21 protein-coding genes and 1 riboswitch are annotated in these 21142 nt (G+C 29.8%); of the genes, 17 read left to right on the forward strand and 4 right to left on the reverse strand.

The genetic code is table 11. The annotated features are described in order from the left end of the window. The first annotated feature begins 24 nt into the window (after positions 1-24). From rplS to HPRAE_RS04785, 4 genes are all read left to right on the forward strand, one after another. Positions 25-378: a 50S ribosomal protein L19 gene (rplS, locus tag HPRAE_RS04770; RefSeq protein ID WP_014553110.1), complete on the forward strand. Its 354-nt coding sequence runs from the start codon at positions 25-27 to the stop codon at positions 376-378. Positions 379-480: 102 nt separating this feature from the next. After that, positions 481-1353, forward strand: a complete 873-nt coding sequence (gene ylqF, locus HPRAE_RS04775) for a ribosome biogenesis GTPase YlqF (protein WP_014553111.1) — start codon at positions 481-483, stop codon at positions 1351-1353. Further along, positions 1346-2161 carry a ribonuclease HII gene (locus HPRAE_RS04780; RefSeq protein WP_014553112.1) on the forward strand — a complete coding sequence of 272 codons (816 nt, stop codon included), beginning with the start codon at positions 1346-1348 and terminating at the stop codon, positions 2159-2161. The genes ylqF and HPRAE_RS04780 overlap by 8 nt, the downstream gene beginning before the upstream one ends. 33 nt (positions 2162-2194) lie before the next feature. Then, entirely contained in the window at positions 2195-2641 is a 447-nt protein-coding gene (locus HPRAE_RS04785) for a QueT transporter family protein (RefSeq protein ID WP_014553113.1), read from the forward strand. Here the strand turns inward: HPRAE_RS04785 and HPRAE_RS04790 are convergent. Both HPRAE_RS04790 and HPRAE_RS04795 read right to left on the reverse strand, forming a co-directional pair. Continuing rightward, on the reverse strand, positions 2624-4147 hold the full coding sequence (locus HPRAE_RS04790) for a YifB family Mg chelatase-like AAA ATPase (RefSeq protein WP_014553114.1): 1524 nt from the start codon (positions 4145-4147) through the stop codon (positions 2624-2626). The genes HPRAE_RS04785 and HPRAE_RS04790 overlap by 18 nt on opposite strands. A gap of 37 nt (positions 4148-4184) precedes the next feature. Continuing rightward, positions 4185-4550, reverse strand: coding sequence for a YraN family protein (locus HPRAE_RS04795; RefSeq protein ID WP_014553115.1), 366 nt, complete (start codon positions 4548-4550; stop codon positions 4185-4187). A gap of 176 nt (positions 4551-4726) precedes the next feature. After that, positions 4727-4904, forward strand: a riboswitch (cobalamin riboswitch). Positions 4905-5038: 134 nt separating this feature from the next. On the opposite strand from HPRAE_RS04795, the gene HPRAE_RS04800 reads away from it, so the two are divergent. The 5 genes from HPRAE_RS04800 (at position 5039) to HPRAE_RS04820 (ending at position 9881) form a co-directional block, all read left to right on the forward strand. Beyond that, positions 5039-6835, forward strand: a complete 1797-nt coding sequence (locus tag HPRAE_RS04800; protein WP_014553116.1) for a TonB-dependent receptor plug domain-containing protein — start codon at positions 5039-5041, stop codon at positions 6833-6835. A gap of 110 nt (positions 6836-6945) precedes the next feature. Then, entirely contained in the window at positions 6946-7950 is a 1005-nt protein-coding gene (locus tag HPRAE_RS11115) for an energy transducer TonB (protein ID WP_041606926.1), read from the forward strand. A 14-nt stretch (positions 7951-7964) separates the two neighbouring features. After that, the gene (locus HPRAE_RS04810) at positions 7965-8612 is read left to right on the forward strand and encodes a MotA/TolQ/ExbB proton channel family protein (protein WP_014553118.1); all 648 of its coding nucleotides are present in this window, start codon (positions 7965-7967) and stop codon (positions 8610-8612) included. Further along, the gene (locus HPRAE_RS04815; protein ID WP_014553119.1) at positions 8596-8994 is read left to right on the forward strand and encodes an ExbD/TolR family protein; all 399 of its coding nucleotides are present in this window, start codon (positions 8596-8598) and stop codon (positions 8992-8994) included. Before HPRAE_RS04810 ends, HPRAE_RS04815 begins: the two co-directional genes overlap by 17 nt. A gap of 107 nt (positions 8995-9101) precedes the next feature. Beyond that, complete coding sequence (locus tag HPRAE_RS04820; protein WP_014553120.1) at positions 9102-9881, forward strand: SIMPL domain-containing protein; 780 nt, start codon at positions 9102-9104, stop codon at positions 9879-9881. 35 nt (positions 9882-9916) lie between these two features. Here HPRAE_RS04820 and HPRAE_RS04825 read toward each other — a convergent pair whose 3' ends face one another. Continuing rightward, positions 9917-10591 carry a potassium channel family protein gene (locus HPRAE_RS04825; RefSeq protein ID WP_014553121.1) on the reverse strand — a complete coding sequence of 225 codons (675 nt, stop codon included), beginning with the start codon at positions 10589-10591 and terminating at the stop codon, positions 9917-9919. A gap of 28 nt (positions 10592-10619) precedes the next feature. Continuing rightward, positions 10620-12110: a TrkH family potassium uptake protein gene (locus HPRAE_RS04830; protein WP_014553122.1), complete on the reverse strand. Its 1491-nt coding sequence runs from the start codon at positions 12108-12110 to the stop codon at positions 10620-10622. Positions 12111-12264: 154 nt separating this feature from the next. Here HPRAE_RS04830 and dprA point away from each other — a divergent pair, with 154 nt between their 5' ends. The 8 genes from dprA (at position 12265) to tsf (ending at position 21087) form a co-directional block, all read left to right on the forward strand. After that, on the forward strand, positions 12265-13407 hold the full coding sequence (dprA, locus tag HPRAE_RS04835) for a DNA-processing protein DprA (RefSeq protein ID WP_014553123.1): 1143 nt from the start codon (positions 12265-12267) through the stop codon (positions 13405-13407). A gap of 62 nt (positions 13408-13469) precedes the next feature. Further along, positions 13470-13958, forward strand: coding sequence for a DUF494 family protein (locus HPRAE_RS04840; protein ID WP_014553124.1), 489 nt, complete (start codon positions 13470-13472; stop codon positions 13956-13958). A gap of 27 nt (positions 13959-13985) precedes the next feature. Continuing rightward, positions 13986-16064: a type I DNA topoisomerase gene (gene topA, locus HPRAE_RS04845; RefSeq protein ID WP_014553125.1), complete on the forward strand. Its 2079-nt coding sequence runs from the start codon at positions 13986-13988 to the stop codon at positions 16062-16064. Positions 16065-16343: 279 nt separating this feature from the next. Beyond that, positions 16344-16904, forward strand: a complete 561-nt coding sequence (hslV, locus tag HPRAE_RS04850) for an ATP-dependent protease subunit HslV (RefSeq protein WP_014553126.1) — start codon at positions 16344-16346, stop codon at positions 16902-16904. Beyond that, positions 16891-18282: an ATP-dependent protease ATPase subunit HslU gene (hslU, locus tag HPRAE_RS04855; protein WP_014553127.1), complete on the forward strand. Its 1392-nt coding sequence runs from the start codon at positions 16891-16893 to the stop codon at positions 18280-18282. Before hslV ends, hslU begins: the two co-directional genes overlap by 14 nt. Before the next feature lie 33 nt (positions 18283-18315). Beyond that, positions 18316-19098: a GTP-sensing pleiotropic transcriptional regulator CodY gene (codY, locus tag HPRAE_RS04860; RefSeq protein ID WP_014553128.1), complete on the forward strand. Its 783-nt coding sequence runs from the start codon at positions 18316-18318 to the stop codon at positions 19096-19098. A 233-nt stretch (positions 19099-19331) separates the two neighbouring features. Continuing rightward, positions 19332-20066, forward strand: coding sequence for a 30S ribosomal protein S2 (rpsB, locus tag HPRAE_RS04865; protein WP_014553129.1), 735 nt, complete (start codon positions 19332-19334; stop codon positions 20064-20066). Positions 20067-20187: 121 nt separating this feature from the next. Beyond that, complete coding sequence (gene tsf, locus HPRAE_RS04870) at positions 20188-21087, forward strand: translation elongation factor Ts (protein WP_014553130.1); 900 nt, start codon at positions 20188-20190, stop codon at positions 21085-21087. Positions 21088-21142: the final 55 nt, after the last annotated feature.

The raw sequence follows: 21142 nt of genomic DNA on the forward strand, positions 1-21142 counted from the left end.
ATTTTTTTGAGAGGAGGTTTATAGATGAATATTATCAATGAAATAGAAAAAGAACAAATTCGTGCTGATATTCCCGAATTTGCTGTTGGAGATACATTAGATCTAAAAGTTCTAATCTCTGAAGGTGGAAAAGAAAGACTACAGCCATTTAAAGGTGTTGTAATTAGAAGAAATGGTGGCGGTTTAAGCGAAACTTTTACTATTCGTAAAATTGCTCATGGTGTAGGAGTGGAAAGAACTTTCCCACTACATACTTCTAAGCTTGAAGAAATTAATGTAGTTCGCCGTGGTGATGTAAGAAAGTCACGTCTTTACTATCTGCGTGATAGAAGAGGTAAAGCTTCAAGAATTAAAGAAAAAAGAGAGCAAAGAAAATAAGTTTAATTTTGAGGTGGGGAATTTCTCCACCTTTTTTCAATATTAGCTTATTTTTTAATTATGCTTAGATTCAGAAAAAGTTTTATTAAAGGAGTTTTAATAATGATACAATGGTATCCTGGCCATATGGCCAAAGCAAAAAGAATATTAAAAGATGATCTCAAAATGGTTGATATTGTAATTGAAGTTGCTGATGCAAGAATTCCCGTAAGTAGTCAAAACCCTGATTTGAAAAAATTGATTAGTAAGCAAACTAAAGTAACTGTTTTAAATAAAAAGGACCTTGCTGATCCTAATTATAACCAAAAATGGCTGCAATATTTTTCAGAAAAGAATTCGGAAGCCGCAGTTTTAATTAATTCTTTAACTGGAGAAGGTGTTAGTGACTTAAAGAGCGTTTTAAATAATACTTATGATCAAATTGCAGCTAAATTAGCTAAAAAAGGGAGAAACCCTCGTCGTTTAAGAGCAATGATTATTGGGATTCCCAATGTTGGCAAATCAGCTTTAATTAATTTATTAGCTGGTTCTAAAATAACTACTATTGGTGATAAACCTGGAGTGACAAGGGGAAGACAGTGGGTTAATGTTGGTCAAAAAATTAGATTACTTGATACTCCTGGTATTTTATGGCCTAAATTTTCAGATGAAGACAAAGCTTATAAATTAGCTTTAACTGGAGCGATTAGTAATGATATTTATGATGCTGAATTAGCTGCTTATAAATTAATTAAATTTATAATTGAAATTAATTCGCAATTATTATTAGACACTTATAATTTAGATTTTTTAGAAGCACATCCTTATGATATTTTAGCTGATATTGCCCGCAAAAGAGGTTGTTTGATGACAGGTGGTAAAGTTGATCGCAATCGAGCTGCAAAAATAATAATTAATGATTTTCAAGCTGCTAAATTAGGTAAAATAACTTTAGAAAAACCTGATAATTTAGAAGTAGGAAATAAAAATGAATAATTCACTAGATTTTGATTTAAATAGAGTAAGTGAGCTAACAATTAAAGAATTAAAAAATAAATGTTCTAATTTAGAGCTAAAGCAAGAGTTAATTAGCGTGATTAAGGTTTTAAAAAAAGATTCCCGCAAAGGGGTTCAAAAAATTGCAGCTAAATTAGAGCGTAAAATTGCTAAAAAAGAAGCCATAGTCACTAAGTGGGAAAAAATGCAGCAGCTTGAAAAAGAGTATAGTCAAAAAGGATATCAAGTAATTATTGGGATTGATGAAGCAGGCCGAGGCCCATTAGCTGGTCCAGTAGTTGCTGCAGCAGTTCTTTTAGATCCTCAAAATAAAATTTATGGTTTAGATGATTCGAAAAAGTTAAATTTAACTAAAAGAGAAAATTTATTTAAGCAGATTAAAGCTAAAGCTAAAGTTGGAATAGGCCAGGCTACAAGTAGTGAAATTGATAAATATAATATTAGAGAAGCTACTTTTACTGCCATGAAAAGGGCAGTAAAAGATCTTTTGCCTAAATTACAAAAACAACCTGATTTATTACTTATCGATGGCAATGCAGTTATTCCTGGACTAACAGTTGAACAAGAATCAATTATTGATGGAGATGCTAAGGTTAATAATATAGCAGCTGCTTCTATAATTGCTAAGGTAAGTAGAGATAAACTTATTTATAAATATGCTGAAGAATTTCCAGAGTATAATTTAGAATCAAATAAGGGTTATGGAACTGCAGAACATATTGCTGCTTTAAAAAAATATGGTTCTACCCCTATTCATCGTAAATCTTTTGCTAGAGTTCCAGATTAAATTTAAAAAATATTAAAAAGGAGGAAAACTAAAATGGATACAAAAAGATTAGCTAGAGGAGCTGCGATTACGGCTTTATACATTGTTATTACTTATTTTTTGGCACCTGTTAGCTTTGGACCAATTCAATTTAGAGCAGCTGAGGCTTTAACTGTTTTACCAATTATTTTTCCAGAAGCTGTTCCAGCTTTATTTTTAGGTGTGCTTTTAGCCAATATAGTAGGTGGTTTAGGTTTAGTTGATATAGTTTGTGGGAGTTTAGTGACTCTGATAGCTGCTTATGTTACTTATAGAAATAGAAATAATATTTTTGCTTATTTGAGTCCTATTTTATTTAATGCTTTTTTAATTAGTATTTATTTACATCTTTTATTTGATCTGCCATATTGGCTAAATGTAATTCAGATTGGCTTAAGTGAAGCAGCAGTAGTTTTAATTTTAGGGGTTCCTTTAATTAAATATTTAAAGAAGCATTTCTGATTTTTCTGCATACCACCTAAAATCAATTGCTTTAATTAAATCACTTTTTGTGATTTCTAAATTTTGATTTAAATCAGCAATAGTTCTAGCTACTCTAAGTAATCTGATATAGCCTCTGACACTAAGTTGTAATTTTTGATAAGCTTGATTTAAGATTGCTTGAGAACTAGATTCTAGCTGACAGTATTGATCTATATCTTTTAACATTAATTGTGAATTGTTTTTTAAAGAAGTATTTTTATATCTTTTTGCCTGCATTTTGCGGGCATTTTTTACTTTTTGATAATAGTCTATTTTTGAATCTGATTTATTATTTTCTAATAGTTCTTCTTTTTTTAAGGGTAAAACTTCAATTTGGAGGTCAATTCTATCTTTAAGTGGACCAGATAATTTTTGTTGATAACGAACAATATCTCGTTCAGAACATCTACATTTTCTATTTTTTACTCCAGCAAAACCACAAGGGCAGGGATTCATGGCTGCTAAGAACTGAAAATTAGCTGGAAAAAAATAGCTCCCCTGCTGACGGACAATTTTTATTCTCTTTTTTTCTAATGGCTCACGCAAATTTGCTAAAACATTATTTTTAAATTCTGGTAACTCGTCTAAAAATAGAACTCCATTATGGGCCATTGAAATTTCCCCAGGACCTGGAATTCTACCTCCTCCAATTAAAGCAGCAGAAGTTATAGAATGGTGTGGAGCTACAAAAGGTCTGTATTTCTTTTCTAAATTAAGTTCTGCTAAGCTATCATTAATACTATATATTGAGGCAGTTTCTAATAATTCTTTTTTAGTTAAAGGTTCTAATAACTTGACTATTGATTCTGCCAAAATTGTTTTACCACAACCAGGAGGACCAATCAAAAGTAAATTATGTCCCCCAGCAGCAGCTGTAATTATTGCATTTTTAGCAGTTTTTTGACCTTTAATTTGATTAAGATCAGGATAATTTGTTGTTTTAGTTTGATTTTTTTTAGTTAGCGGCTTTTTGTTATACTTTTTAGTAAGATTATTAAGCTCATGTAAATGATCTATTAAATATGAATTTATATTTTTTACTAATAGAGATTCTTTTTGATTAGCTTTGGCAATTATAGCTTCTGAATAATTATTTTTTTGAGCAACTAATAACATAGATAAGATACCTCTAACATGATTTAAATTACCATTTAAATTTAATTCTCCTGCAAAAATTTTTTGTTCTTTATTTTCTATTTTAATTTGGCCTGAACATTCTAATAAGACTGCTGCAATTGCTAAATCAAAATGAGAACCATATTTATTTAAGTTGCCTGGGGCTAAATTGATAGTAATTTTTTTAACAGGCCACTCAAAACCTGAATTGATAAGCGCTGACCTTACTCTTTTGGCAGATTCTTGGACAGTTTTTCCAGCTAAACCAACGATTTTAAAGCAAGGTAATCCTCTTGAAATATCAACTTCAACTTTAACCATTTTTGCTTTAACACCATGAATTACTGCGGAATAGACATAAGAATACATTTTAAGACCCCTCTTTTTAATATTTTTAAAAAATAATTTAATTAATAATATTTTTATAATGTTTAAGCTTATCTATTTTTTTAAAATCAGGGTTAATTTTGATTGTAATTAGATCAAAGCGAATGGAAGCTAAATGAATATTTTTTTCTGCAAAATAAAAGATGGCTGCTCTTTTAAGATGAGCAATTTGTTTAGCATGAAGGGAATGAGCTAAGGCAATATAATTTTCAGAGCTTCTACTTTTTACTTCAATAAAAATAGTATAATTATTTTTAGAAGCAATAATATCTATTTCTCCAAATTTATTGCGGTAGTTCCTTTGAATAATATGGTAGTTTTCTTTGATTAAGTATTTAACGGCAATATCTTCACCAAGTTGACCAAGCTTATTATGAAGTGCCATAAAAAAACCTCCTTTATAGAATATATTATATAATTATGTAAAATATTAGAAAATCCTGCATTAAATTTAATTTTTTTAAAATTAATTAAATATTCATAAGATAATTATTTTCTTAGATTTAAAATTAATTGCAGGATTTAAAGGATAATAAAAGAATATATATAAATAAGAAATCAAATAATGTTCTCTTTTTAGGTGCTTCTTTCAATAGAAGATAATAGGGAATCAGGTGTAATTCCTGAACGGGTCCGCCACTGTTAAACAGTAATCAACTAAAACCACTCAATTATTATTGGGGAAGGTTAGCTGCTAAAGCTGTAAAGTCAGGAGACCTGCCTAAAAAGATAACAGCCATCTTCGAGACAGGAATGGTTGTGGGCTTTATTAATTCAAAACCCTCAATTTAATGGCTGAGGGTTTTTTTGTTGTCTAGCCTTATTTTGTCTAGGGTGGCTGTGAGCAAACAAAAACTCAAGGAGGAATAGTTAATGTTTAAAAAGTCGGTTTTAGTTATGCTTGCAGCACTTTTAATTTTTTCAGTTACAGTAAGTGCGCAGGAGGAAGTTTTGGATTTAGAAGAAGTTGTTGTGACAGCAAGTAGGTATGAAGAAAGTATTATGGATACCCCAGTTAGTATTGAGGTTATTGATGAGGAGGAGATAGAAGAAAGCAATGCCCAGAATGTGGCAGAGTTAATTTCTTCTATTGCGGGAGTTCAAATTACAAATTATGGAGGACCAGCTGGTAGTAAAACTATTAATATTAGAGGAAGTGATTCTAATCAAGTATTAGTCTTGATAGATGGACAATCTATTAATACTAAAATGATTGGAGATGTTGACTTAGGTCAAATTTTAATTTCTAATGTAAAAAGAGTTGAAGTTTTAAAGGGTCCTGCTTCTGCTATTTATGGTGCTAACGCGTTGGGTGGAGTAGTTAATATAATAACTAAAAATGGTTCTGATAATGAGGGATTAAAATTAGATTTAGGTATAGGATCTTTTAACACTTATAAAACTGCTTTAAATTATGGTCTAGTTTTTGATAAATCTGAAGTTTTGATAACTGCAGAAACATTAAATTCAGATGGCTTTAGAGACAATCCAGATAATAGTGGTTTAGATCAATATAATATTTCTACAAAAATAAATTATGATTTAAATCAATATGATGAATTTGTTTTTGACATAATATATAATAATTCTGATAAAGAAGTTCCAGGTAAAGATAAAGATGGTTGGAGAACCCCCAATGCTAAACAAGAAGATATAATGGAAAATTATAGAATAACTTATAATAGAGAGAAAGAAAATTATGATTTGAAATCTTTTCTTTATTATAATGATCAGGAGACTAATTATATAAATCCTGATTCTAATACTGATAATATTCATAAAAAGAAAAAGATTGGTTTTGATTTGAGTAACACTTTATTTTATAAAAATAATACTTTAACATATGGATTTGAAATTGTAAATAATGAATTAGATAGTTCTCAATTACCTGAAATTTATGATGCAACTAATAAAGCTGTTTTTTTAGAAAATAGTTATACTAAAATTAATAATTTAAAAATAAATACAGGAATTAGATACGATGATAATGAAGATTATGGTTCAGAAACTAATCCAAGAGTCAGTTTATTATATAGTATAAATAATAATAATAATATATTTGCTTCATATGGAGAGGCATATAGGGCTCCAACTTTTGATGAATTGTATTGGGATGAATCTTGGTTAAAAGGTAATCCAGATTTAGAACCTGAAAAATCTAAAAACTATGAAATAGGTATCAAAAGTAGATTGAATAATAGTAAATTGGAAGTTGTCTTGTTTAAAAATGAAATTGAAAATGAAATTATTGGTTATCCAAATCCTACTTATAAAAATATTAAAGAATCTGAGACAGATGGTTTAGAGCTAAGTTTAAGTAAAAATATAACTGATAACTTAACATTAGGCTACAGTCATACTTACTTAGATAGTAGAAATGTTAAAACTAATAAACTGTTAAAAGATCAATATTATAACGATATTTCTTTAGCTTATAGACCAAAAAACTATTTGGTTAAATTTAATGTAAGTCATGTTGGTGGTCGAGTTGAGGATTTAGATAATTATACAGTTTGTGATTTAAACTTTTCTAAAAATATAAAAGTTACAGAAAGAGATTATAAAGTTAAATTAGCTGTTAATAATCTATTTGATCAGGACTATCAAGTTAATGACGGCTATCCAATGCCCGGCCGTAACTTCATGCTTAATCTAAGCACCAAATTCTAAACAAAAACTAACTACAAGAAAGGATGATGATAATGAAGCATAATAAAATAATATATTTAACAGCCTTCCTCTTATCATTATCCCTTATCCTGCTGCTGGAGGCTAGTTCCTTGAGGCTTCTGGCAGAGGATATAAAACCTAAAGAAAAAAAAGAGGTAGAAATCGAACTATTATTATCTGCTTCTAAAGCTTTTGCTGGTGATTTAGAGTCAGAACAGCAGCAAACAAACGGGCCAGCAGAATCTTCAAAACCGGAAGTAGATAAAAATAGTTCAGCACCTAAAAAAGAAGTAACTACAGAAAAAACTCAAATCGATAAAAAAGTAAAAGAAGAAGTTAAAAAGGTTGAACCAGTTAAAAAAGAGGTTATTGAAACTAAAAAAGTTACAAAGACAGCCAAAAAGCAGGTAAAAACAAAATCTAAACCAAAGCCTAAACAAAATAAAGTTAAAGCAGAGCCAGCTAAAAAAGTGGAAAAAGAAGCAAAAAATGAAGAAATAGAAAAAGAAACTAAAACAGAAGCTCCAGCCTGGCTAAAAGATTCAAAAACTAAAGCAAAAGCTGAGACTAAAGCAAAGAATAGAGAAAAATTTGATTTAGATAATTTTCTAGAAAAAATAGAAAGTGAAAAAGACACTGAAAATAATAATCAGTCAAAATCAACTGCTGCTAAAAGTAAGCAGGAGTCAAAGCAAGCAGCAAATAGCTCTAATTCAGCTGCAGATAGTCAAAAAACTAAAACAGCTAGAGCTCAAACAGCAGAAAGTTCTGAAAATAATAAAGAAACAGCAGATAAGGGGAATTCAAATAAAGTCTATGATTTACGTCAGGGTAACTCAGACAATTTAAAAAAGCCGGGCATCAAAAACTATTCTCAGCCTAAATATCCTGCTAATTTAAGAAAAAGAGATATTGAAGGAAAAGTAATAGTTTCTTTAAGAATCGACAAAAAAGGGCAGGTCCATGACTTAAAAATCAGTCAGAGCTCAGGTTATGAATCATTTGATCAAGCCGCTTTAAAAGCAGTTTCAAATTGGGAATTTAAAGCTGCAGCTAAAGCTGGTAAAAAAGTTGAAGTAATTGTCAATCTTCCCATTCGTTTTAAGTTAAATTAAATGGAGGTCTAATTATGATTACAGAGTTTATCAAAACAGCAGGGGTGGTTGCCTATCCATTACTTTTAGCAGCCTTTGTAATGATTTTTATTATAATTGAAAGATCTATAGTTTTTATTTTAAATTATCGGAGCATTAATAAAGAAAAATATTTAAAGGCAGTTTTAAATTTTGATTCAGAAAAACCAAAAAAAAGTATTTTAGCCAATAAAAAAGGAATTGCAGCCGAAATTTATTATAATTTATTAAAAAGAAAGCCCAAAAATAGAGAAGAATTCAGTTTATATTTAGATGCTGAAGAAGTAGATAAATTACCTGAATTAGAAAAACACTTAGGATTTTTAAACTTTATTGCTCAGGCTGCCCCCACTCTAGGACTTTTAGGTACAGTAAGTGGCATGATCACTACTTTTCAAGTGCTTGGAGTTGGTGGTAATCCAGAGCAGATGGCTTTAGGTATTTCAGAAGCTTTATTTACTACAGCTGCAGGTTTAATAATTTCTCTACCAGCAGCAGCTTTTTACCATTATTTTTATTCTAGGCTTGAAAAACTGCATAATCAGCTTAATAACTTAAGATTAGAAAGTGAATCACTGCTTTTTAAAGAAGAATTGAAGGAGACTCAAAAGAAGGAGTCTGATCAGAATGAAGTATCAGCCTAAAAAAAGAGATTCAGCTCTTAATCTGGCTCCCATGATTGATATTGTTTTTTTGCTTTTAATTTTCTTTTTAGTTTCTTCCACACTACAGGGAGAAGAGTCTCTTTATAAGATTACTGTTCCTAATAGTAATTTAGGTCAAAGTGCAGCTGAACAGAGGATTAGTGTCTTTTTAGATAAAAATAATAAGATATACTTTCAGGAAAAAGAATATAAAAAAGAGCAGATAAAGCAGTTGTTTGCTGTAATTCCAGCTGCTAAAGATAATAAAATTAAAATTTATGCAGACCAGAAAAGTAATTTTGAAGCAATAGTATTTTTAATCGAAGAGTTTAAAGAGAGGGATTATAAAAATATTTCTTTTGCTTTAAGAGAAAAAAATTAAAATATTTATCTTAAAAAGAATAAAGGAATTACTTAGTTTTATGCGAATTATATAAATAAGAGCTTAATAAATATAATATCTTAATTAAGTAAAATGGAGGCGATTTTATGAATAGAAATACAGGCATGTTTTTAGTCTTTTTAGCTTTAATTTTATTATCGGTTTTAGTTGTTAATGGTCTATATTTTAACAGTCCAGTTGTGGAAGCTCCTCAAAATCAAACAGAAAGTGTTAGTCAGCAAAAAGATAATACTAATGATCATATCGCTACTAATTTAAGCATTAATCAAGAACAAGAATATGATCCAGATTTAGTTGAAGTACTTATTGGTTTTGAAAGTCAAAGTAAAGAACAGTCTGAAGCTGTAGAGGAAAACAATCAAACTGTTAGTAAGTTAATGGAAATACTTAAAGCGGCTGATTTAGAAAAAATAGAAACTCAAGGTTTTAGGGTTTATCCTACTAGTAAATATGATAAAGAAAAAGAAGAAAGTATTAGATATTATGTAGTTAATAACCAAATAAAATTTAGTTCTAAAGATTTAGGTGAGTTACCAGTTCTTTTAGCTGATTTACTAGATGCAGGAGCTAATAGAATAATTAATCTCAATTATGATTTAGAAAACAAAGAACAAGTCTTAGAAGAAGTTACTAATTTGGCTTTAAATTCTCTTAAAGAAAAGGCAAATTTTATGGCCACAAATTTAGACAAAGAAAATTATAGAATTAAAGAAATTAACTTAGGTACTCAAAATATATATAGAAGTAATTCACCTATGAAAACTATGCTTAGAAGTGAAACCCTTGATCAGAGTTCTGAGGTTCCCTTAGCTGAACAAAAAGTAAATATTAGAGTTTCTGTATCAGCTAGAATTGAATTATATTAATTAAAAAGCTGAGTGCTTTAAGCACTCAGCTTTTATTATTTATTATTTAGCAAAAAGTCTGCAGCGCTTTTCATATCTAGCTCTGAGGCAACTAAAAATACTTGGTTGCCCGCAAAAATCTCTCTATTACCTCTAGGAACAATATATCGATCTTGAGCTTTATCATAAATACCGGCAATTACACAGTTTTCAGGAAAGTTTTTTTGGCTAACTATATCTGAAATTTTCATTCCTGAAATCCTTGAATCAGAAGGAATGGTCAAAATTGAAACTTCTGCCTTACCATCACCTAAAGAAGCTACTTTACGCACATCTGGCTGCTCAATATCTGTTATAAAACGATCTACAATTAATTCCATAGTTGCCGCAATATTAGTAGCACCAGCCATTTCATAAGCATTTTCATATTCAGGTTCTCTCATTCTAACTAATATTTTTTCTACTCCAAAATTTTTAGCTAAAAGTGAAAAAGATAGATTATCAGCATCATCACGCATTACTGCAATTGCTACATCACATTTTTCTATTCCAGCCTCTTTTAAAATATCAATTCTAGTTGCACTTCCTAAAACAGTTACTGCTCCATAACGACTATATATTTTTTCTGCTACACTTTGTTTTTTTTCAATTACAATTACATCATGTTTTTGGACTAAACTTTTGGTTAAATTCCTCCCAGCAATACCTCCACCAGCAATAATAATATACATCTTTTTACCTCCAATTTATAAAATTAAATTAATTTTTCCAAGCATTTTTGTTAAGTAAAATAATAATGGGAATAATTTCTAGCCTTCCTGCTAGCATTCCAATAATATAGGTTAACTTAATAATTGGGGAAAGGGAAGCCATTTTTTCAACTGAAAAGAAAAAAGGTCCAATATTTCCCATAGCAGAAAACATTCCTGAAAAAGACTGCCAACCATTCAGGTCAGAAAAAATAGAAGTTATAATTCCTCCAATTACAATTAAAATAAGCCAAAATGAAAATAAGCCTGTTAATTTATTAATTTCATCACTTTTAATAATTTTTTTATCTAAAGTAACAGGTAGAACTGCATGATTTGGTAAATATATTTTTTTGATTTCTCTTTTAAATAAGCCACCTAAAATATTTAAACGCATTACTTTGATTCCACCTGATGTTGAACCAACACTACCCCCAATTAACATAAAAACTAGAAATATTTGTCGAGCAGCAGCTGGGAAAAAACTAGAGTTAATATCATGTGTTCCAAATCCAGTTGTAGTAATAATAGAAGTAACTTGGAAAATAGTTTTTCTAAAAACTGCTTCTAACTTAAAATTACCAGCTGTATTTAAACTTATAATTAAAAAACTAATAAAAATTGTAGAATATAAAATTAATTTAATAAAAGTTTTAAACTCACTATTTTTTTTAATGCTCTCAAAATCTTTAGTGAAAAATCTAAAATGAAGTAAGAAATTTACTCCACCTAAAAACATAAAAAATGTTATTACATATTCAATTAGAATATAGTTTTGATAGCCACTGTTGGCAAAATAAGCTATACTAGCATCATAACTAGAAAAGCCACCAGTTGATAAAGTTGTAAAGCTATGAGTTATTGCATCAAAAGGTGATAAGCCTAATGAAATTAGAATAACAGTTTCTAAAAACATAAAGCCTAAATAAATTATCCACAATATTTTTACTGTTTTAAAGACATTTGGTACAGGTCTTGAAACATTTATTTTATGACTTTCTGCACTAAAAAGTTGCCAGGTTTCACCTTGGGCTCTAGTAGAAATTAAAAGAAAAAATGTCAAAATACCAAGACCACCTAAAAGCTGCATTAAACTTCTCCAAAAAATAATTGATTGAGGCATTTTGTCTAAACCTGTAAAAACAGTAATTCCAGTAGTAGTAAAACCACTTACGGCCTCAAAAAGAGAATCGATAAAAGATTTTTCGATTCCAATCATAAAAGGTATAGCACCTAAGATTGAAACAATAAGCCAACCTAATGAACATAAAAGCATGGCCGTAGTTAGATCAATATAAATATTATTAGCATCAGTTGGTAATTTAAGTAAAGTTCCAGTTAAAAGCGAGATAATAATAGTATAATAAAAAGCTTTATAAATAACTGTTCCTGCTTGATTGATAAAAGCTAAAATCAAGGGAGCTACTATTATAAAGGCCATAATAAAAGCTAGAATACTTAAAAAATATAAAATAGTATTATATTTAGTAGATTTAATCAATTAAATACCTCCTTGGTTTAAAATTTAAATCAAATTATTTTCAAGCTTAATTATAGTATTCAAGAATTATTTTTAAGCTCCTTTAAATTAAAGAAAATATTTGCTTTTAACATAATTTGGATATATAATGAGATTAAAAATTAGGAGGTAAATTATGGATATTAATCAATTTTCAGTAATTTTTTTAAATGATCTAAATGGTTTTGGACCTAAAACAATTGCGAATTTAATTAAAAAATTTGATGATTTAAACAAATTGTGGTATTTAAAAACAAAAACACTCAAAAATTTAGGCTTAAGTTCTGATCAAATAAAAATATTTAATAAAAATAAAGATAAATTTAGGCCTAAAAAAATAAAAAAAGAATTGAAAAATAAAAATATTAAATTCCTTACATTATATAATGATAATTATCCTAAAAAATTAAGAATGATCTATGACCCTCCTCCCGTTATTTTTTATCAAGGAGAAACTAATTTTCAATTACCTGCCGTTGCGATTATTGGTTCTCGAAACTCAACAGTTTATGGACGTAAAATTGCTTTTTCGACTGCTTCTAAATTAGCGAAATTAGGAATAAATATTATTAGTGGACTGGCAAATGGAATAGATAGTACTGCTCACAAAGGAGCATTGTCAGTTGAATTAGGAATTACAACTGCAATTTTAGGCAATGGTTTTGATTTTCTTTACCCTTCTCAAAATAAACTGTTAGCTCAAAAAATAACTGAAAATGGATTGATGATAACAGAATTTAATCCAAATAAGCCTCCTAAAGCTAAACATTTTCCAAGACGTAATCGAATAATTAGTGCTTTAGCTGATTTGATTTTGGTAATAGAAGCAGGTGCTAAAAGTGGAACTTTAATTACTGTTGATTATGCTCTGGAACAGGGTAAAGAAGTTATGGCAGTACCTGGTAATATAGATCGGCCCAATTCTATAGGTGCTAATCGGTTATTAAAAAAAGGAGCAGCTGTTTTCACCCAAGTTAGTGATGTTAAAGATTACTTAAGTGCTTATTTGCAGCAAAAGCAAGATAAAAATGACTTTGTAATTAATTCTCAAAAGCTTAATACTCTTTATCCTAAATTAAATGCAGCAGAAATTAAAGTTCTAAAATTATTTCAACATGAAGTTGAAATCTATTATGATGATCTACTTAAATTAAGTAATCTAACTGAGACAATACTTGATCAAATACTAGTAAAATTTGAGTTAATGGAGCTTATAATTCGCTTACGGGGAAAAAAATATCAATTTAAGGGTTTACAAAAGCTAATTCAACCAATATAATAATATACTAGTTGAAGATTTTAATAATAGGGAGGCCTAAGGGGCAAAAATGCCAGAATACTATGAATAAAAATATAGTTGAAATTTTAAGTGTCCTTATTCAAAAAATGATTCAAGATAAGGACTTATCAAAACAGCGTGAAGAAATTACAGTGGAATTAGAAGATGAAGGCTATACAATAGAAGATATAAATGAAGCATTTGATATTGTTTTTGAAGAAGTAATTGAATTAGAGGAAAATGATTTTTATAATGATTTAGAAATGACAAGTGGTTATAATAGAGTATTTACAGATATTGAAAAATTCTACTTTAATAAAGAAACTAAAACTATAATTTATAAATTAAATAATTTAGCTGTCTTAAAAGCCGAAGAATTAGAAAGTATTATTCAGCAAATGATGTATATGGGGATTGGACATGATTTAGAAGCCGATCTTATTTGGGAAATAATTAATGAAGAAGTAGATAGTACAGAAGTAATGTTGAAAATAGCAACTGAAATTGAAGAGTTTAAAGGTAATTTTTTAAAACAAGAAGTAGTAAACTAATAAAGGTTTACTGGAGGTATCAATTTAATGGCAAAGAAAAAGAAAAAATTGGTGATTGTTGAATCACCTGCAAAGGCAAAGACTATTAAGAAATTTTTAGGCAAAGATTATAAAGTGGAAGCTTCAATGGGACATGTTAGAGATTTACCTAAAAGTAAATTAGGAATTGACTTAGAATCTGATTTCGAACCAAATTATATAACCATTAGAGGTAAAGGAAAAACTTTAAATAAGTTAAGAAAAGCTGCTAAAAAAAGTAAAGAAGTATATCTTGCAACTGACCCTGATAGAGAAGGAGAAGCTATTTCATGGCATTTAGCTTATGCTCTTAAATTATCTGATCAGGAAAATAATAGGATAGAATTTAATGAAATTACTAAAAATGCAATTCAAAATGCAATAAAAAATCCTAGAAATATAAATAAAGATCTAGTTGATGCTCAGCAAGCTCGGCGTTTATTAGATAGAATAGTTGGTTATCGCTTAAGCCCACTACTGTGGAAAAAAGTACGTAAAGGTTTAAGTGCAGGCCGTGTTCAGTCAGTAGCTGTAAAAATAATTTGTAAGCGAGAAGAAGAAATTAGAGATTTTGATGAAGAAGAATATTGGAGTCTAGAAGTTGAACTAAAAAATGATGAAAATCAAACTTTAAAAGCTGACTTATATAGAATTGATAATAAAAAATATAATTTGGCCACCCAAGAAGAAGTAGAGCAAGTAGTTGAAGCTATTAAAAAAGAAGAGTTTGAGATTATAAAAGTAAAAAAACGCAAAAGAAAACGCAATCCCAAATCTCCTTTTACAACTTCTACTTTACAGCAGCGAGCTTCTACTAAACTTAATTTCACTGCTAAAAAGACGATGTATATAGCTCAACAGTTATATGAGGGGATAGATATTGGTAGTTCTGGGACTGTAGGTTTAATTTCTTATATTAGAACTGATAGTACTAGACTTTCTAATGAAGCTAAAAAAGGAGCTAAAGATTATATTTTAGCTGAATTTGGTACCGATTTCTTAAAAAAGAAAAAGGAAAAATCAAAAAAGAATGCTAATGCTCAGGATGCTCATGAAGCCATTAGACCTACTGATACTCAAAGAACACCTGAGAAAATTAAAAAGCATTTATCAAAAGATCAATTTAAATTATATGATTTAATTTGGAAAAGATTTATTGCTAGTCAAATGAGTTCTGCTCTTTATCAAAATATATCTGCCCAATTTAAAGTTGGGGAAAAATATAAATTTAGAGTTAGTGGTTCTCGACTTTTATTCCCAGGTCATTTGATTTTAACAGGTAAAGAAAAAGAAAAAGATATTGATTTACCTGTTTTAACAGAGGGAGAAAAATATAAATTAATAAAAACAAATCCCGAGCAGCATTTTACTACTCCTCCACCTAGATTTTCAGAGGCTTCTTTAGTTAAAACACTAGAAGAAGAAGGAATAGGAAGGCCGAGCACCTATGCTCCAACTCTTTCGACAATTGAATCTAGGGATTATGTCAAAAAAGAAGGTCGCTATTTTGAACCAACTGAATTAGGAGAAACAGTTACTAAATTATTAACCGAATATTTTCCAGATGTAACTGATGTAGAATTTACAGCGGAATTAGAAAAAAACTTAGATGAAATTGAAAACGGGAATAAAGATTGGAAACAAATTTTAAGAGATTTTTATGAACCTTTTTATCAACGCTTAGAAAATGCCAGAGAAAATATGGAAAGTGTTAATATTGTTGAAGAAACTGATGAAGTTTGTGATAAATGTGGCAGTCCAATGGTAGTTAAATATGGACGCTATGGCAAATTTTTAGCTTGTTCCAGTTATCCCGAATGCAAAAACACTAAACCTTATTTAGTTAGAACTGGTGTTGATTGTCCAGATTGTGAAGAAGGAGAGATTATTGAGAGAACCTCAAAAAAGGGACGAACTTTTTACGGTTGCAGTAATTATCCAGACTGTAATTTTATGGTTTGGAATAAGCCTGTTGAAAAACCTTGTCCCAAATGTAAAAGCTTAATGGTTGAGAAAACTACTAAAGCTAAAGGTAAACATCATAAGTGTACAAACAAAGAATGTGGACATATAGAAAAAGTTGATTAAGTTTTATTTATTAAAAGCTTTCTCTGGAAATGAACAATTTTCTGGAGAAAGCTTTAAAATTTGTTCTAAAAGTTTTTATAATAATATAATTAAACAAGAAAAGTTTTTAGTTCAATACCTAATTAAAACTTATTAGAATCTGATTAAAATAAAATAAAATTGAGTTAGCTACTTGACAATTTTAAGTTATATATGGTAGTATAAACAAAATAGATTAAAATATTTTGAATCATATGACAATTTAAAAAATATAAGTTTATAAGTAAAGGAGGTCCTAAATTGTCTATAACAGATTTCGATGCAACTACAATAGTTGCTGTTAAACATAATAGTTCTATGGCTTTGGCTGGAGATGGCCAAGTAACACTAGGTAATACAGTTATGAAAAGTACCGCTAAAAAAGTCAGAAGATTATATAATGGCAAAATCTTAGCTGGTTTTGCTGGTACATCTGCAGATGCTTTTACTCTTTTTGAAAAGTTTGAAGCTAAATTAGAAGAGTATCATGGTAGTTTACAAAGAGCTGCAGTTGAACTAGCTAAAGAGTGGAGAACAGATAAAATTTTGCGTAAACTGGAAGCTTTGCTAATTGTTGCAGATCTGGATGAAATCCTCATTATATCTGGTAATGGTGATGTAATTGAACCTGATGGCAAGATTACTGCTATTGGTTCTGGCGGCCCGTATGCAAGGGCAGCTGCTATAGCATTATCAGACCATGCCCAAGATATGAAGGCTGGGGAAATAGCCAGTGAAGCACTTAAAATAGCGGCTTCTATTTGTATTTATACTAATGAAAATATTAGCTTAGAGGAGCTAAAAGGAGGTGAGTCTGAATAAATTGGATAATCAACTAACACCAAAAGAAATTGTTGCTGAATTAGACAAATATATAATAGGTCAAAAAAATGCTAAAAAATCAGTAGCTATTGCTTTAAGAAATAGATATCGCAGAAAATTAGTTAAAGCAGAAATGAAAGATGAGATAATACCTAAAAACATTTTAATGATTGGTCCTACTGGAGTAGGTAAAACTGAGATTGCTCGCAGACTTGCTAAAATAGCTAGAGCTCCTTTTATTAAAATAGAGGTAACTAAATTTACTGAAGTTGGTTATGTTGGACGTGATGTTGAGTCAATGGTTAGGGATTTAACAGAGTCTGCAATTAGAATTGTTAAAGAAAATAAAAGGGAAGCAGTCGAAATTGAAGCTGAAAAAATGGCTATTCAAAAAATTGTAGATCATATGCTGCCTGGTAAAAAAAATAATAATGATGATTATTATTCTAACCTAGTTGATGATGTGAAGAAAAATCCTGCTAATCTTGATGATCGAGTTGCAGCGCGCAGAAAGAGAATGTTTAAAAGAATTGAATCTGGCCAACTTGATCAGCAAAAAATTGAGATTGAAGTAGAAGAAAATAATCAACAAATGATGGAAGTTTTTTCTGGTTCTGGAGTTGAAGAAATGGGAATTAACTTTCAGGATATGTTAGGAAATATTTTTCCAAATAAAAAAGAAAAGAAAAAAGTATCTATCAAGCAAGCTAAAGAGATACTTAAGGATGAGGAAGTACAAAAACTAATTGATATGGAACAAGTAAAAGTAGAAGCTATCCAAAAAGTAGAAGAAGATGGAATTATCTTTTTAGATGAAATGGATAAAATTGCAGGTAAAGAATCTGGTTCTGGTCCTGAAGTTTCAAGACAGGGAGTGCAAAGGGATATTCTGCCCATAGTAGAAGGATCTACTGTCAGCACTAAACATGGTTCAGTTAAAACAGATCATATACTTTTTATTGCTGCAGGAGCTTTTCATGTTTCTTCACCAGCTGATTTGATTCCAGAGTTACAGGGGAGATTTCCGTTAAGAGTTAATTTAAATAGTCTTAGCAGACAAAACTTTAAGGATATCTTATTACTCCCTCAAAATTCTTTGGTTAAACAATATAAGGCTTTACTAGAAACCGAAGGAATAGAGATTGAATTTACAGAAAAAGCAGTAGAAGAAATTTCAAGCTTTGCTTATGATATCAATGAAGAAACAGAAAATATAGGTGCTAGACGTCTACACACAATAATGGAAAAATTATTAGAGGATTTATCATTTGAGGCACCTGAAATTACTGATAAAAAGGTTGAAATAAATCTTGAATGCGTAAAAGATAAATTGCAAGATGTTGTAAAAGATAAAGATTTAAGTAAATATATTCTATAATTAAAAAAATTGAAAAACGGAGGAGATTATAAGATGGGTAGTTTATTAGAAAAAAGTAGAAAGATTAACAGATTATTACAAAGAACAGGTGGTAATGCAGTCGATTTTTCCGATATGGCATATGTTTTAAAAGAAGCAGTAAGGTGTAATGTTTATGTAACAAGTAAAAAAGGTAAAATTTTAGGTTATAGTTTACTTGATGATTTTGAGTGTGATATTATGGAAGAAGAAGTAATTGATCATGGAAATTTCCCAAAAGATTATAATAAAGGCTTATTAAGAATTAGAGAAACAAAATCAAACATTGAACAAAAAGATGGAAATTGTGTCTTTTCTGAAGGAGATAAATGCTTATTTGAAGATAAGCTAACAACTATTGTCCCTGTTATTGGTGGAGGAGATAGATTAGGAACTTTAGTCTTAGCTCGCTATGGTTCAGCTTTTGATGATGAAGATTTAATTTTAGCTGAATATGGAGCTTCAGTTGTGGGAATGGAAATTTTACGTTCTCGTAGTGAAAGAATAGAAAAAGAAGCACGTAAAAAAGCAGCTGTTCAAATTGCTATTGATACCTTATCATATTCTGAATTAGAGGCAATTGAACATATTTTTGAAGAATTAGATGGAGAAGAAGGTTTATTAGTTGCCAGTAAGGTAGCTGATAGAGTTGGTATCACTCGTTCTGTAATTGTTAATGCCCTACGTAAATTTGAGAGTGCAGGAGTAATTGAATCTCGCTCTTTAGGTATGAAGGGTACTTATATTAAAGTATTAAATGATAATCTATTAGGTGAGTTAGAAAAACTTAAGTCATAGATAATTAAAAACTAAGGATTTTAAATGCTCCTGCTTAAAAAGAGGAGCTATTTAATTGTCTGGTCAAAATTTATTTTCAAAAAGACTTGATTATATTTTTAGTATATGGTATACTTTTTTGTGGCAAAATACACACGACAGTTAATCTAAATGCTGGTGCTGTATTTAAATATACAGTTGTGTTTAGAGTTGATGCTGTCGGAGGCTAAAACCAGAAGGGAGGTGCAGGAGTTATGTCAGTTGTAAATATGAAACAACTCCTCGAATCAGGTGTTCACTTTGGTCATCAGACTAAAAGATGGAACCCTAAAATGAAGCAATATATTTTCACTGAAAGAAATGGAATTTATATTATTGACCTACAGCAAACAGTTAAGTTAATTGATAAAGCTTATAATTTTGTTAAAGATCAAGCTGCTGAAGGTAAAAATGTATTGTTCGTTGGAACTAAGCGTCAGGCACAGGAAACTGTTAAAAATGAAGCAATTAAATGCGGAATGCCTTATGTTAATCAACGTTGGTTAGGTGGTATGTTAACTAATTACAAGACCATCAAAAAACGGATTGATCGTTTAGAAGAAATCGAACAAATGGAAGAAGAAGGTATTTTTGAAGTTCTTCCTAAAAAAGAGGTTATCGAATTAAATAAAGAACATGATAAGCTCGAAAGATTCCTTGGTGGAATTAGAGATATGAATGGTTTACCAGATTTAATTTTTATCACAGATGCAAGAAAAGAAGATATTGCAGTTTCTGAAGCAAGAAAACTGGATATCCCAATTGTATCAATTTTAGATACAAACTGTGATCCAGATCTGATAGATTATGTCATTCCTGGTAATGATGATGCTATTAGAGCTGTCAAATTGATTACCAGTGTTATTTCTGACGCAGTACTTGCTGGAAAGCAAGGTAAACAAGAAGCTGAAGCAAGAAAAGCAAAAGCTGAAGAAAAAACTGCTGAATAATTAAGAATTAATAAAAGCGCTGGTAAAGTTTATGCTTTGCAGCGCTTTTTTTCTAGCATAATTTTAAATATATTTACTAGATATAATGTTTTATAAGTTAATATAAGGAGGTTATTAATAAATGGGAGTTACAATGAAAGATATAAAAGAACTTCGTTCCCGTACTGGTGCAGGTGTTTTAGACTGCAAAAAGGCTTTAAATAAAGTTGACGGAGATATCGAAGCTGCTGTTGAACATTTAAGAGAAAAAGGAATGGCTGCTGCAGCTAAAAAAGCTGGTAGAATTGCAGCTGAAGGTTTAGTGAGCTTAAATATTACTGATGATCGCAAAAAAGGAGTTTTGGTTGAGGTTAACTCTGAAACTGACTTTGTTGCTAAAAATGATAATTTTAAAGCTTTAGTTTCTGATATTTCTGAGCATCTAATGCAAACTGATGCAGAAGAAGTAGAAGCTGTAGAAAAAGAAAATTGGTTTAAAGATGAATCAGAAACAGTTAATGATGTAATTAAAGCAGCTATTGCAAATATTGGTGAAAATATAAATCTGAGAAGATTTAAAAAAATTGAAACTGATGGCTATCTCTTTGGTTATATTCATTTAGGTGGTAAAATTGGAGTTTTAGTTGAATTTGCAAGTGAATTTGGTTCTGAAAAAGAAAAAACAGCTAAAGATATTGCAATGCATATTGCAGCTATCAATCCTGATTTCTTAGACCGTGATTCAGTTGATTCTGAATCAATAGCTAAAGAAAAGAAAATTTATAGAGAACAAATGCTTAATGAAGGTAAACCAGAGCATATTTTAGATCAAATTATTGAAGGCAAAATTAACAAATATTATACTCAAGTGTGTCTTTTAGAACAGCCATTTGTTAGAGATGATGAGCAAACTGTTGCTGAAATACTAGCAGAAAATGATATGGAAATTAAACAGTTTACTCGTTTTGAAATCGGTGAAGGAATCGAAAAGAAGGAAGAAGATTTCGCTGCTGAAGTAGCCGCTATGACAAAAAATCAATAATAATTAAAAAAGGAGAACACTTAGAGAGAGTGTTCTCTTTTTTTAAGTAAATTTG

Source organism: Halanaerobium praevalens DSM 2228 (genome assembly GCF_000165465.1).
Lineage (GTDB): Bacteria > Bacillota > Halanaerobiia > Halanaerobiales > Halanaerobiaceae > Halanaerobium > Halanaerobium praevalens.

Bases quoted from the DNA above. Each gene is read 5' to 3' on its own strand.
- codY (WP_014553128.1), top strand. From the start codon at position 18,316: ATGGGTAGTTTATTAGAAAAAAGTAGAAAGATTAACAGATTATTACAA.
- HPRAE_RS04820 (WP_014553120.1), top strand. From the start codon at position 9,102: ATGAATAGAAATACAGGCATGTTTTTAGTCTTTTTAGCTTTAATTTTA.
- rpsB (WP_014553129.1), top strand. From the start codon at position 19,332: ATGTCAGTTGTAAATATGAAACAACTCCTCGAATCAGGTGTTCACTTT.
- rplS (WP_014553110.1), top strand. From the start codon at position 25: ATGAATATTATCAATGAAATAGAAAAAGAACAAATTCGTGCTGATATT.
- HPRAE_RS04825 (WP_014553121.1), bottom strand. From the start codon at position 10,591: ATGTATATTATTATTGCTGGTGGAGGTATTGCTGGGAGGAATTTAACC.
- topA (WP_014553125.1), top strand. From the start codon at position 13,986: ATGGCAAAGAAAAAGAAAAAATTGGTGATTGTTGAATCACCTGCAAAG.
- HPRAE_RS04780 (WP_014553112.1), top strand. From the start codon at position 1,346: ATGAATAATTCACTAGATTTTGATTTAAATAGAGTAAGTGAGCTAACA.
- HPRAE_RS04840 (WP_014553124.1), top strand. From the start codon at position 13,470: ATGAATAAAAATATAGTTGAAATTTTAAGTGTCCTTATTCAAAAAATG.
- ylqF (WP_014553111.1), top strand. From the start codon at position 481: ATGATACAATGGTATCCTGGCCATATGGCCAAAGCAAAAAGAATATTA.
- HPRAE_RS04790 (WP_014553114.1), bottom strand. From the start codon at position 4,147: ATGTATTCTTATGTCTATTCCGCAGTAATTCATGGTGTTAAAGCAAAA.
- HPRAE_RS04785 (WP_014553113.1), top strand. From the start codon at position 2,195: ATGGATACAAAAAGATTAGCTAGAGGAGCTGCGATTACGGCTTTATAC.
- dprA (WP_014553123.1), top strand. From the start codon at position 12,265: ATGGATATTAATCAATTTTCAGTAATTTTTTTAAATGATCTAAATGGT.
- HPRAE_RS04810 (WP_014553118.1), top strand. From the start codon at position 7,965: ATGATTACAGAGTTTATCAAAACAGCAGGGGTGGTTGCCTATCCATTA.
- HPRAE_RS04800 (WP_014553116.1), top strand. From the start codon at position 5,039: ATGTTTAAAAAGTCGGTTTTAGTTATGCTTGCAGCACTTTTAATTTTT.
- HPRAE_RS04815 (WP_014553119.1), top strand. From the start codon at position 8,596: ATGAAGTATCAGCCTAAAAAAAGAGATTCAGCTCTTAATCTGGCTCCC.
- tsf (WP_014553130.1), top strand. From the start codon at position 20,188: ATGGGAGTTACAATGAAAGATATAAAAGAACTTCGTTCCCGTACTGGT.
- HPRAE_RS04795 (WP_014553115.1), bottom strand. From the start codon at position 4,550: ATGGCACTTCATAATAAGCTTGGTCAACTTGGTGAAGATATTGCCGTT.